The organism is Streptacidiphilus jeojiensis (assembly GCF_042510965.1).
Lineage (GTDB): Bacteria > Actinomycetota > Actinomycetes > Streptomycetales > Streptomycetaceae > Streptacidiphilus > Streptacidiphilus jeojiensis.
In genome coordinates this window covers 364,825-378,574 of sequence record NZ_JBEUKS010000001.1, presented here as the reverse complement: position 1 = coordinate 378,574, position 13,750 = coordinate 364,825, and the positions used below count along the sequence as shown (strand labels likewise).

The 13,750-nt window shown below is 67.9% G+C and carries 3 protein-coding genes; all 3 read right to left on the bottom strand.

What is annotated here, in order from left to right; all coding sequences use genetic code 11:
- Positions 1-43: 43 nt before the first annotated feature.
- The 3 genes from ABUW04_RS01650 to ABUW04_RS01640 are packed head-to-tail and all read right to left on the bottom strand — an operon-like array spanning position 44 to position 13,749.
- Complete coding sequence (locus ABUW04_RS01650) at positions 44-2,200, bottom strand: UvrD-helicase domain-containing protein (protein WP_380561935.1); 2,157 nt, start codon at positions 2,198-2,200, stop codon at positions 44-46.
- The gene (locus ABUW04_RS01645; protein ID WP_380561933.1) at positions 2,200-8,859 is read right to left on the bottom strand and encodes a DEAD/DEAH box helicase; all 6,660 of its coding nucleotides are present in this window, start codon (positions 8,857-8,859) and stop codon (positions 2,200-2,202) included. Before ABUW04_RS01645 ends, ABUW04_RS01650 begins: the two co-directional genes overlap by 1 nt.
- 9 nt (positions 8,860-8,868) lie before the next feature.
- Entirely contained in the window at positions 8,869-13,749 is a 4,881-nt protein-coding gene (locus ABUW04_RS01640; protein WP_380561931.1) for an Eco57I restriction-modification methylase domain-containing protein, read from the bottom strand.
- Position 13,750: the final 1 nt, after the last annotated feature.

Below are 13,750 nucleotides of genomic sequence, written 5' to 3'. Positions count from 1 at the left end.
CCTGTGGTGACTCTAGTACCGAAGGGTGCAGTGTCACCGCAGGTCAATGGTGTTTGCGCGCCCCTTCCAGGAACGGGCTGGCCTCTCCGGACCAGCTGATGGCGAGCTGCTCGCGGGCGCGGGTGGCAGAGACGAACAGCAGTGAGCGCTCCCGCTGGAGGTCGCGGTCGTGCTGGAGCGGGTCTTCCGCGGCGGATGTCACGGCACTGGGCATGGGCACAAAGCCCGCACCTACGCCGACGATGGCGACCGCGCGGTACTCAAGGCCCTTGATCCGGTGCATCGTCATGACGTGCACGCCACTGCCGGCCGGCGGAGTCTGCCGCGATCGCACCTGGACGGCCTTGAGGCCCTCTGCCCTCAGTGCCTCGACCGCTGCCTCCGCGACCTTGTTGGTGCGTGCCGCGACAACGATCTCCTCCTCTTTGAGGCCCTCGGCGAGCCAGCCTTCGACGCCGCCGGCGAGTCCGGTCAGCTCTGCGGCCGATGTCGGGTAGCCGGTCAGTTCGGGTGCCGCTCCACCCAGGACGGAGCGGTAACCGCCGAGGTCCTCCGTCGACTCGTCGAGGTCGTCGAAGGTCGCGTCGCCGAGGAGGCCGAGCGACGCCGCGAGGATCTGACGGGTCGTCCGATAGTTGAGCGTCAGCCGCTTGGAACGGCCCCGGATCTGGATGCCGTGTGCGCTCAGCGTCGTCTGGTTGTCGTAGATCCGCTGATGTGCGTCGCCGACAATGAACAGGTCATCCTGGCCGACCGGCACCAGGGCCCGCAGCAGCTTCCAGTGGGCTGCGTGGAGGTCCTGGCCCTCGTCCACGACGATGTGCCGGTACGGGCGGCTCTCGTCGGTCCAGCCTCGCGCGATCCGGGCGGCCTGTGCGGCCAGCTGTGTCACTCCGACCTCGCCGGCGGCGTCCAGGCGGTGCTCGAAGGTCTCGATCAGTGCCCAGACCTGTGCCCTCTCCGGGCGGTTGAGGCGCTTGCCCCGGCCACTTCGGGTGGCCGCGAAGTAGTCGTCGCGGCTGCGCAGGTCCTGGGCGAGCACAACCTGCTTCCACTCGGACTCCAGGAAGCGCGCGTCCCAGCGGTGCGGATGCTGTTCGTCGGCCAGGTCGTCCCAGCGCTTACGGATCTCAGTGTCGTCCAAGGTCTTCGGGAGTTCACTGCCGAAGATCTCCTTGGCGATGCCGTAGGAGACCTTGTCGATGTTGCGGACGTCGACTTTTGCTGTGAGCTGCGGGCCACCGAGGTCCTCCAGGAGCGAGCGCAGCAGTTCGGCCAGGGTGGTGGTGTAGGTGGTGAGCAGGATCGCCTGGCCAGGTGGCAGACGGTCGGCGAGTGCCTTGACCCGGTGCAGGGCGACGACGGTCTTGCCGGTGCCGGGGCCGCCGGTGACCCGTACCGGGCCGTTGTAGGGGGCCTTCCGTTCGGCGAGAGCACGCTGTGCCGGATGCAGGAAGATCCGCCACGCCGACAGGGGCTCGGACATGATCCGTCCGAACTCGGCGACATCGCCGGTGACGACGAAGGACTCCTTGGTGGCGGGACGCTCGTTCGCCGCCTCGTAGTCCTCCGGGTCCACGGTGTCGCTGGTCGCTGCGACGGAGCTGACGTGCTCCCACACCGCTTCGACGCTCATGCCGTCGGCGAGGCAGAGAATCACGTCACGGGCGAGCTTGGGCAGATGCTCCACGAAACCGAGGATCGCGTCGTCGCTGTGGATCTCGCGCAGCGCGGGGACGACCGAGGGGTGCACGCCCAGACGGTCGAAGTCGGCGTCGGAAACCGCCGCGAAGACGGACGGCTTCGCGGCGCCGTCGTCAGTGCCGCGTGGATCCGGCTGTCCGCTCAACGTCCCGGTGAGGCTCGCCAGGTTGATCAGCTCGACGCCGCCGGTGACCTTGTTGATGTCGAAGATGATGTGGGAGGCGAGGGTGTAGGCGTCGTCGTGCGGTTGCACGGCCACCAGGTAGTAGATCCGGTCGGAGTAGTGCATCAGCACCGCCCGGAAGTTGTCGTTGATCCTGGCGGTGCGGACCCGCTTGTCCTTGCCGCCCTTCGGCGGCTTGAGGTTGAGCCCGTTGGCGTCCGGGTCGCGCTGCATCTTCATGATGAACTGCAGCACCTGCGCCTGGACCGAACCGTCCAGGTCGTCGTAGTACTTTTGGAAGACATCCGCCATGACCACCTGGGCCTTGGGCATCACACACGCTCCAAACGCTCGGCCAACTCGGCCGCATCGACGGTCTCCGCGTAGGCCACCTGCCAGCCGGCGCTGACGAAGGCGGCGTCGCGGTGCTCGTCCGCGTCGACGAACACCGCCATTCGGGCGTCCGGCCAGGCAAGTTCCGCCTGCGGGATCCGGTCGTTCAGCTCGAACCCGACCTCGGGTGCGTCGAAGCCGCGGACGCGGGACTCCTGGGCCAGAGCGAACAGCAGTTCCTCGGTGCGGGAGGACGCGTACTCCACGGCTTGCGCCCAAGTCTCTGGGAGCTGGTCGGGGGTGCCGGGCGCGGTCGGCAGCGCCCCTGCGAGCAGCGCGACGCTGTGCGGATCGACCGTGTCGGCGGTGGACATCGCCACCTGATGGAACGACCTCGGCAGCGAACCTGCCTGACCGCCCGTCAGGAGTTGCAACAGGTTCGACCAGCGTAGCCAGTCCGCCCACCGCTCGCGGTGGCCCGGGTCGGTCAGGGCGGCCTCGCGGTCGTCCAGAAGCACGAACGCGGACCAGGCGGACATGCCGGGCACTCCAGTGTCCGGTTCCGGTCGCCGGTCCAGCAGACCGAGCAGGCGTGACCCGTGCAGACTCTGGACATCGAGCGCGAGCGCATCCGATCCCGCGGTGTCGGCCGTTGGAGGAACGGCTTCCCCCGCCAGTACGTCGCCCAGCCGCTCACCGACTACCTGACGGTCGATCAGTGTCCTGGGACTGCCGCTGCCAGCGAACCCGTTGAGCAGGGCAGCAGCGCGGCGGGACCACTTCGCCGGGTCCGGGTCCGCCAGGAGCTCCAGCAGCGTCTCGATCGGGTTGCGCAGGACCGGGTCCAGCGTGTCGTCCGCCCGCGGGGCGCCGACCATCTGCTGGTGCAGCTGACGTGCTGCGTTCAGGGCACCCTCGCTGAGCAGGTCCTCGGCCGGAGCACGGGCGGCCCGGCTCTCCGAGGCATCTTCCACGGCGGCCCTCCAGGCCATGACGTCCCTGTGCGTGAACTGCCAGACCTGCATGCCCTCGGCCCGCAGCGCCTCGCGCTTCACCGCGTCGTCCGCGATCCGGTTGATACTGGCGCTCGCGTGGTAGGCGTAGCCGTCCAGGAACACCGCGATCCGGGTCGACTGGCCGTCGATCCGGGTCAGCAGATAGTCGGGTTCGCTGGGTGCGGACGTCAACTGTCGTACGTGGTCCTGGAACAGCCAGCGCGTCGTGCCGCCGTCGGGGCGCGTGAAGCGCAGCTCGTACTCCATGCCGCGCTCCCCGGCGCGCGGCGTCACCGACCCGGCCTCCGCTGTGCGGCTGCCCCAGTCGACGAGTGTGCGGACGAACTGCGCCTCCAGCTCGCTGTCGGCGAGCTGGTCGATGCGGACGCCCGAGAGGGTGTCGATCTTCTCGGTGTCCCAGTCCTTCAGGATCTCGTCCAGCAGTTCCTTGGCCACACGCAGCGAGGCGTACGGGTGGTCGCTGCTGCTGACGTGCGGCAGCAGGCAGCGGTGGCAGGGGCTGCGCACGTCTTCCTTGGTGCACGGGCAGTCCCGCAGTGTGGTCTGGGCGAGCGTCAGCACCCGGTGCAGCACGGTGGGGTCCGCCAGGTGCTCCAGGTAGCCGGTGCCGCCCGGCATCGAGTCGTGCAGGACGAGGAACCGGCGGCGCAGCTCCTGCGAGCCGCCCGGCATGGTCGCTGTCACCACCCGCAGGTGGTCGGGGGCGCCACCGAAGTGCTTGGTGATGCCCAGCAGCAGCGCCGCCTGGAACGACACCAGCCGGGTCTGCAGCTCCATGGTGGAGAACGGCAGCAGGATGCGGAGCGCCTGCGTCGTCAGCTCGTGCGCCAGCAGCAGCTTCTGCACGGGCTCGGCGGTGACGCCGTCGTCCTTGTGGCTGCACCAGTACGAGTGACGCGTTCCGATCCGCTCGGCGACCGGATCCCAGGCCTGGGGGTGCGCGCCGCGTACGGCTCCGCACTCCAGACAGGTCTCGAAGCCCGGCACCTGGACCGGCGTGCCGGCGATCTGGTGCTCGGGTCCCGCGGCGGCGGAGGGGCCCAGATTGAGGGTGCGGATGGTGGCGACGCGCGCGAACTCGACCCCGAACGGCAGGTCCCCGACGCGCTTCCAGGCCCGCAGTCCCTGCGGCTGGTCCGGGTCGATGTCCACCAGGGTGATGCCGTTGAACCGCCGCCGCTCCCGGTCGTCACGTTCGTCAGTCAACCGCGCGTCCTCGCGCCGCTCACGCGCCGTGACCCGTTCGGGTACCAGGACGGTGTGCACTGCGCCGGGGTCGCCGATCTGCACGGCTTGGCAGCGCGGGCACGCCGCCACGTCGAGCCCCGCCTCGGCGGTTGCGACATAGCCGCACTCCGGGCAAAGTCGCCACTTCGCGTAGGCGGTGTCACCCTCGCCGGCACCCAGGTCCAGGCCGTTGACGATGTACTTGTAGCCGTCGGTGTGGAAGGTGTTGCCGGGCGCGAGCTCCACCAGCGCTGTGCGCGAGCCGCGCCCGTACTCGGTCAGCTGCTCCTCGAACTCGCCGTCGGGGGTCTTCCACCACAGCGTCGCATCCAGCAGGGTCGCGTCGTCGTAGAGGGTGTAGTTCGGCAGCAGGCCCAGGCGCACCATGGCGTTGACGGAGTTCTCGCCGACCAGGGCGTCCTGACGCTTCCGCACGGACTTTCGCTCCGCGTACAGCTGCCGGCGCTGCTCGTCACGCTCCCGGTCGCCTGAGGCCGTGGACAGCGCGTCGAAGGCGCGACCGATCTGCCGGGAGCGCGAACGCAGGGCTTCCAGGCGTTTGCGCCAAGCCGTCGCAGCCTGGCCAACGGTCTGCTCCAGCTCCAGTTCGGCGAAGACCCGCAACCCCTGCTTGGCCTGCTCCGACATTGCAGGGAAGAGTGCGATGAAGGCGTCGGCGAACTCGGCGTGCCGGACCTGCGCCACGTCCAGGAAGCGCCGGAACCAGCCGTCCTCGGCCAGGCCGCGGGTGAACAGCTCGCCGATCCGGTGTGGCATCGCCTGCTCGGGCATCATCGTGTCCCGCCACAGAGCGCGGTCGGCGGCCCGGTCCAGCAGGTAGGCCAGGTACTGGCGGCGCAGGATCTCCGACGCGTCCAGGTAGCAGTCCGGGGGGATGATCCGTCCGGCGATCATCTGCTCGGGGGCGTGCAGGTAGTACTGGTTCCGCGCCCCACGCGGCACGAAGGTGACGGTCAGTGAGTTGCCCGTGCGACGGCCCGCACGGCCGATGCGTTGGGCGTAGTTCGCCGGCGCGGGCGGGAGGGACGCGAGCAGTACGGCGGAGAGGTCGCCGATGTCGATGCCGAGCTCCAGCGTGGGCGTGCAGGTCAGCACGTTCGGGTCGAACGGCGACGGGCGCAGCTTGAAGGCCTGCTCGACCTCCTCTCGACGGGCGCGGCTGAGTGCCCCGGTGTGCTCGGCGGTCAGCACGTCGCCGGGGTGGTCGACGGTGTAGAGGTGGCGGTAGTAGTCGTTGCTGTAGTCGCGGTCGTCGGTGGTGAAGCGGCCGTCGCACTGGAAGCGCAGGCAGGGCGTGCCGAGCCAGGCCTCACGGACGTGCGGCGGGACCGTGTGCCGCCAGGTGCACGAGTCGCAGCGGACGCCCTGCTCGTTGACCTTGGTCTGCTGGTCGGACGGCAGCGAGGGATCCTCGGCCAGGCTGTGCACCATGATGTTGCGCGGCTTCAGGGCATAGACGGTCGCGCCGCCGTCCGCCGGATACGTCGCCAGCACCTCGCGCTGCGCGAGCAGCTTCATGGTGATCTCGGCGACGGCGCGGGCCTCGCGCCGCTCGCACCCCAGGGTCCGGTGCCCCCAGTCCGCGAACCAGGTGTTGTCGCCGTTGAGCGAGTCGAACTCGGACCGCCCGCTGCGACCCAGGATCGGGAACGTCGGCGCGGCCAGCCCGCGCGGGAACGCGGGCATGCCGGTCGGCCGTCCGCCCCAGATCGGCCAGCGTCGGGCTCCCGCCTGGGCGATGTACTCCTTGAGCCAGGGGTGGAACAGAGCGCCGCGCAGCCGCATCCGCTCCAGGAGGCCGCGCAGGTAGACGCGGTAGTCCGCGTCGTCGGCGGGGAGGGTGATCTGTCCGGGGATGCGCTGGTGTCGCTCGCGCAGTTCCTTTACCACCGCCTCCGAGGAGGGAAGGTGCACCTCGGCGGCAGCGGTGCGGGTCAGTTCCAGAGTACGGCCGAGGCGGGAGCGCAGCCCGAACTCCAGCAGGGTCTGGAACACCATCCGGTCCTGCAGCATGTACGCGCCCGCGTCGCTGAACCCCTCGCCGGAGAGCAGCGTGCGGATCTCCGGGTTGTCGCGGAGGTCGGGCGGGACGATCGAGGCGAGCTTGCTGCGCTCGTCCTTCTCAGCAGCCGTGACCACCGCCTCCGCCGCGTTTGTGGCCAGGTCGTGCACGGCGACTGGCTCGCCGGGCTTGAGGTTGTCGTGGAGCAGCCCGCGGAAGGTGAACCCGAAGGACCGGTTGGCGATGAACGCGGCCCGGTGGGTCGCGTCCTGCACGGAGTCGGTGAAGACTAGGAGCTTGCGCTCCAGGTCGGACAGTCCACGGTTGGAGAACAGCTGGGTCGCGGTGACGGACGCGAGCGTCGCCGTGCCCGCGCCGAGGAAGCGCATGCCGTCGGTCAGGTCGCAGGAAGGGCACTTGTCAGTATTGCCGGCCCCGCCGGGGAGCGGCCCTGCGGTCGTGATGACCGGCACGGTCTCGTCGCTGGAGACCGAGCGCAGCTCGGCCTCCTCGGCGTGCAGGAACACAGGTGTCGGCTCGCCGGGCCTGGCGCGGATCATCCAGCGCACAGCCCGGTTGCCCTGCGCGGAGGCGCGGTAGATGTCCAGCGGCTTGGTCTTGAGCTGCCGCCATTCGAGCTCGGTGGACAGTGCGGCCCAGCCGGACCGCCCGCAGTGTCGGCAGTACACGGCCGGGAGGTGGCAGCGATAGGCCGGGCCGACGGGGCGGACGAACGGGGCGACGTCTCCGTCCGACTCGCCGTCGGCGCTGCTGTCGATCTCGCCGGAGGGATACACGGCGAGGTTCGCCCGGTTGGGCTTGGAGTCGGCGGTCGGTCCGTCGTCGTCGAACCAGCGGAAGTGGGGTGTGGGCGTGGCCGCCCGGATGACGCGGCGGACCTCCCGGATCCAGAGCTGGGCCTCGACGCGGAGGAAGGGGCGCACGCGGGTTCCGGCCTCGGTGGTCTCCTCGATTCGAGCTGTGGAGACCAATGCAAGCAGCCGGGCGAGGGCGGTCTCGACCAGCCGCATATCCGTGCGCGCTGCCTCGTCCCAGGCCGCGCCGCCGCCGCGCTTCGCGAACTCGCGGGCGATGTCCGGGACGGTCACGGGTGTGTCGCCGGCGACGTCCAGCAGAGCCAGGATCAGCTTGTGCTGACGGAGCTTCAGGCCGAGGGCGACCGGGTCTGCGGTGTCCAGGCCGACGACGAGCTTCGCGAGCTCGTTCAGCGAGGTGGGGACGCCGGGGAGATCGTCGAGCGGGTCCGCGACGGTTGCGAGGGCGGTGGGGGAGGGATCGGGGAGGAGGAAGTTCAGCTCGGACACGAAGTCGGCGGGGGACTGGCGGTCCTCACCGATGAGGGAGTCGTCCGGGAAGGGCATGCCGAAGACCTTTTCGGCGAACTCGCGCAACAGCTCGCGGTCTGACTTCTGCGGTCCGTCGGCGGTGGCGTGGACGGCTGTGAGGCCGTCGTCGGCGGAGGGCGTGCCGCCGAGGGTCGCGGAGGTGGCGACCGGGGTGATGGTCCCCAGGGGCTTGCCGGGCTCGGCCTTGCCGGTCGCCGCGCCGAGGCGGCGCAGGAGCATTGCGACGTCGGTGCCCTGGGCGCCGTCGTAGGTGTGGAACTCGTCGAGGACGACGTAGGTCAGGCCACCGTCCTGCCACAGCGGCACGTCGGAGACGCGCTGGAGGAGCAGGTCCAGCATCTTGTAGTTGGTGAGGATGATGTCCGGGGGCGTCGCCCGGATCGCCTCACGGTCGGTCATGAGGCGTGAGGACGGGGACAGTTCGGTGGGCTTGATCGCCGTCGCGCCGGTCTCGCGGGCGTAGGAGCCGGGGGCGTTCTCGTCCTCGTCGGCGGGCGTACGGTTGCCCGCGGCACCGCCGATGTAGATACCGGCGGTGAGGGCGGACAGGGCCGGGTTCGTGGCGAGGAACTCGTCGATGCGGCGCGCCTGGTCGTCGGCCAGCGCGTTCATCGGGTAGAGGAGCAGCGCCTTGACGCCCTTGACGCCAGCGGCCTTTGCGCGGGCGCAGTGGTCCAGGATCGGGACCAGGAACGACTCGGTCTTGCCGGAGCCGGTGCCGGTCGTGACGATGGTCGGCTGGGGTGTGTGTCCCGATTTTGAGGACAATCGCTGCCAGGCGGTGGCCTGGTGGGTGTAGGGACGGAAGCCCTTGGGCCACCAGTCGAGCGACTTCTCCCAGCCGGCGCGCGCATCGCGGAAGGGCGTGCGGACGCGGAGGTAGGGGCCCCGGAAGAGCCGGCTCTCAGGCCGCTCAAGGAACGCCTCAAGCTCCTCGCGCACGTCGTCGTCGGCAAGCGCGAAGCTCGTCGTCAGGTACGTGGCGAGGGCCCGGCGGAGATCGTCGGCAGCCAGAGAGGGAAGCACGGCGGGGACTTACCTGCTTTCCGGGTTTGCGGGGGTGGCGGGCGTGGTGACGGGATGCTCAGCAAGGTAAGCGTCGTAGGCGCCGTACTCGCCGGCATGCAGGCGCGCGGTGAAGTCCGCGTGCGCACGGGTCATTTCGGCCTCGCGGTTCGGTTTCACCCAGCCCTTGGGGACGGTGGGCTTGGGGTCGCCCGCGCGGGCAGCCTTGGCCCACGCCTTGACGAAGGACCCCTCGTCTTCGGTCTGACGGATACCGACGTTGTGCGTTGCCGCGCCGATCTTGTGCCCATCGGGCGCGAAAAACATCTCCCACTCGTACTTCCGCAGCACGGCGAACTGCGACCGGTACATCGCGCAAAGCTGCTCAGCTGTGAGCCCGAGCATGACGGCGACGAGCGCGTCGATCTCGACGAGCGCCATGCGCCGGTCGTACTCCGTCCGGAGAGGCGTTGCCATGGACCATGTCGGCTCGACGTCCTGGATGGGGGGGCGCAGAGACGACGGATCGGTCCAGCGGTCGGTGAGCCAGGCGGGCTCGAAGAGCTCTTCCCAGAGGGGGGCGTAGTTGCCAGTCAGGCAGTTGAGGCGGAGGGTGCGGAAGAGAAGAGGGACGGTGAGAGGGTGAGCGAGCGGGGCAGGGAAGAGCCCTAGGAGATCGATGGAGACGTTGGCTTTTCCTGACACCTTGACAAGGTAGTCAAAGATCAGGCTGCTCCATAGTCCTGAATTTACTGCAGTGGCGCGCGTCGACGTGAGCGCCAGCGTCCCGACGCTATGGATATGCGTTGGACCCGGAGGGATTATTGCGGCATGCAGGCATCGCTCCAGCTGGACTGATGTCATCATCCGCCAGGCCACCCTGAATCGTCTATTAGCTGGCTCTCCTCCCCATGTTCGCTGTGCCTTGATGAACTCGCTGTGTGAGCAGGCGCGAGCATAGTTGGTCCGTGGAATAACTTTCTCCCCCATGACTTCCAGGTGCCAGGGTTCATAGTCGCTGTTCCCATTTACCATCGCGTTCGGCTGTTTAGCAAATGGGGTTGCAATAGTGAAATGCGGGCCTTGGAGAATGACCTCATCCCATGAATTTGGAGTGCGGGTTCGCCATTCGATGAAACCGCTCTCCTTGGCGCCCTTTTCGTGGAACCCAGAGGTCCACCAAAACGTATGATCCCCCAGGTGCTCACGATTACGCGACATGGTCAAGAGTGATTCATTGTCGCCCCTGGTTAGAGGCCGCAGCATCCTCGCTTGGGTTGCAGGGGTTCCTTTCTCGTCGAGTAGGGCGGCCCAATTGGAAAGAACTTCCTCATCGACGAGGATAATGCGATCACGATGCGAGCGAGCGTCCCAGCCGCCCGACTCATGCTGCATTCCTGGTGGGGTGTTCGATCCGGAGTGGGTCATTGACCCTTCAATCATCTCGGGATGGAAGAGGTTACTCATATGTACGAATCGTGGTCGGCGAATGGGGCCATAGATATGAATTCCATAAACCTCCGTGTGATTGACTTCGGAGAATAGCATCATTTCGTTTCGGAACTGAAAATGGCGATGCAATCGGCCGTAGGTCGTCTGTCGAAGCAATCCGCCTTTGGGGTCATTGAAGTGTGACTCGGGGTGGATCAATCCTGCCGTTCCGGTCGTACTGCTATTCCGCCAGACTCTCTCCATGAAGTTCAGGTAAAGGTTCGTCTGAAGGCCTGCCAAGGGAGGGTGGTCGACAGTTGAACCTAGGTGTGCGTTGAGTCCAGCCCATGAGCTCAGATCGGCGAGGTAGCCTTGAAGGTATTCTCTACCTTCGAGGAGAGAGGTGCGCCGATTAAGCCTGGTTTTCTCCGGAGATCTCTCGGTCAGCCCGAACCAGGGATCGTATTCAGCAAGTGCTAGTGAGTCGTCCCAAACTGGTTTGTGCCAAGGAGGGTTTCCGGCTTGCAGATCAAATCCACTTTGCTTAAATCTATGTGCGAACTCAAGCTCCCAATGGAAGAATCCTTCCCGCCGCGAGATTGCATCCGCTTCGCCCAGCCAGGGGAAGCGAACCGCCACGGACAGCATCTCCGCACATTGGTTAAGAACCCGATCGAACTCATCGTCCGTCGCCAGTTGCTCGAATTCGCCGCTGTCGCCGAACAGCCCGAGCAAATCGTCATGTCCTGCTCCGGTGTTGCGCTTACCCCCTGCCTTCGCCTTGGCAGCTGGCACACCGAGCACAGCCTCGCAGAACGACAGCCACTCCTCCGCGTCCGGCGGAGCAGGCGTGTCGAACTGACCCACCGGCCAGAACCAGAGGGCGCACCAGGCGTTCATGACCAGTCGCAGCCGACCCAGCGGCGACCCCGGCGCGTTGAGGGCCTGCTCGATCTGTTCGCGTGTTACGTCCCCCGACGCCGCCTCCAACGGCTGCTCGGGGTCGACCTGCCACACGTCGATTTGGCGGCGGATCTCTTTCTCGCTCACGACCAGGCGGCGCCGCGTCAACTCCCACAGGCGTTCGACTCGGGTCGCCAGCGCGAGCAGGCGCTTGCTCTGCGTGGCCGACGGGGTGGCCATTACCGCGGTGCGCCACTTTGCCAGAGCGTCGCGCTCGTCCTTAGCCAGCTCCTTCGCCTGCTTGGCGTCGGCGACCGCGCCCCACCCCTTCGCGGGCAGCAGGAAGTGGTGGATCTCCTCGCCTGCGTGGAACGTACCCTCCTCCGCGCCGGCCCGCAGCGGACGGTCTGTCGGGACGGTCGTCAGCCACACTTTGCGCTTCAGATCGGCTGCCGCATACACTGCCCGCCGCGCGCCGATGAGCGAGTTTCCGCGCCGCAGGTGGAGGCCAAACCACGGGGCCTTCAGGCCCTTGTGCATGGCGTTGAGCCACAGCGAGACCTCAGCCAGCTCAACAGCTGTCTGGTTCAGGTCGACGCCATAGCAGTTGTGTAGCGCCAGGTAGGCCTTGACCTTCTGCAACTCTGCCTCGTACCGATCCGGCGTCAGCTGTTCGCCGACCTCGGCCATTCGGCGCCGCAGGTACTCCGCCGCGAGCTGGTTGATGGCCTCGTTGAGGAACGCGCCCGAACCGAGCGCGGGCTCACACACCGTCAGATCCAAAATGGCCCGCGCCGGGGTCGCGACCCCGTCCTGGTCCAGCAGCTCCGCTAGCGCGTGCTTGACCGTGCTGCGCGTCAGGACTTCCGGCGTGTAGTACGAGGCCGACCTCTGGCGCTCGCGCCCCGAGAGCCGGTAGACGAATGACCCCTTGGGGTGCAGGATGCGCCGCTGCACGCCGGTCAGTTCGTCCCGACGCTTGACGAAGACATTGTCCTCGTAGTTGTCGGCGTCTCGTACCGGCACGACCCACGTACCGCTCAGGCCGTCCGAGTCCGGCTTGGCGACCTCGTACAGGTCCTCGGCCGCGAAGAAGCCGGTGTAGGACATCAGTCCCTCGTACACCGCGCCCAACTGGTTGATGCCGAGCTGGGCGTACGAGATGAAGCCCTTGCCCCGGCCGCCCTTGCCTCCCCCCTGACTCAGCATCAGCAGGTTGAGCACGCGCCACAGCACCTTGTTGCGCAGCCGCGTATCGATCCGCTCGCCGTCGATCGAGACGGTGCCAATCAGTGGTGTCGCGTTGGCCTTGAAGAGGTCACTCCGCAGGGCCTCGAAACGCAGGCCGTCCGCGTCGAGCACGGCAACACTGTCATCCCCCGCCGCTGGCTCCTCGCCCAGCGACCTGTGCCCTTGGTCGACCAGGCGGAACAGCAGGTCCAGAGATTCGGCGAAGTGGAAACCGTCCTGGGATTCCTCGGGCAGGTCGTAGGAGACGAGTTCGCCGAGCCGTGCAAGCCCGTAGCCGTCCTGATAGGCGTCGTCCTTGCCCGGCAGGATGCCGAGTTCCGGGCGGGCCTCCGCGTACAGCAGGAACAGCACCCGGTACAGGTAGCGCAGCGACTCGCGAGTGAGCCGGCTGGCCAGCTCGCTCGCGTCGCCCAGCTCGCCGGGGTCGGCGCCGCCCTCCTCGCCGTCCTTGGTGATCCGGTCCAGGATCTCCTGGGCGATCAGTTCGACCGACTGCCGCAGTCCCTCCCGCAGCTCCTTCGACACACCAACGGCGTGCTTACGACCCTTGTCGACCAGCCCGTCCAGGTAGCCGGCGACTCCGCCCTCTGTTAGCAGCGACTCCGCGCCGAACAGCGCCGCCACGGCCTCCAGCTCGCCGCCGTCCGCGCTGAGGTTGCGGTCCAGGGCCTCGTCCACGCTCACCGCGAGGAACCGGCCCTCGTGCCAGGCCGTCCGGTCGGCGAGCAGGACCGCCCCGCCGGCCAGCAGCAGGACATAGCGCGGGGCGTAGCCGTCCCCGCAGCCGAACAGGAACGTCACGGCGTCGGCCGCGCTCGTGATCCGATGCTTGCCGTCGAGCAGGATCGGATCGAGGAGAGTTGAGCCGCCGTCCTCGACGTCGGCGACTACGAGTTCGCCGTCGATCGCCCAGGTGACGTCCAGGGCGACCAGTTCCACCCCGCCAGGCCCGGTCACGGCGAGCGCCACCGGCACGGACCGCTCCTGCGTGCCCTGCATGACGCCGAACTCGCCCCGGACCACCCGGGTATGTGTCGCGGTGTCGGAGCCAGACGTGTCTGTCCCCACGTACGCCAGCGCCGCCAGCAGGCGGTCGTTGAGCTTCCGGACCTCGGGGCCGTCGAAGGCCTTGTTCTCGGTGATGCCGACCTTGGCCTTGAAGTACTCGCGTCCCAGTCCCCGCACCCCGGACCGGGAGGTCGGTGTGCCGGCCCGGTCGGCGGAGGTCCAGCGCTTGCGCAGGTCGGTGAGGTCGCGGGCGAAGAGCTCGGCGAGGTAGTGGGCGGAGATGTACTCACCGCGGTTGGTGATCGCTTCGAATGCCACG

What these genes read in the sequence shown, in the direction of transcription:
- ABUW04_RS01650 (WP_380561935.1), bottom strand. Translation starts at nt 2,200, where the DNA reads ATGCCCAAGGCCCAGGTGGTCATGGCGGATGTCTTCCAAAAGTACTAC.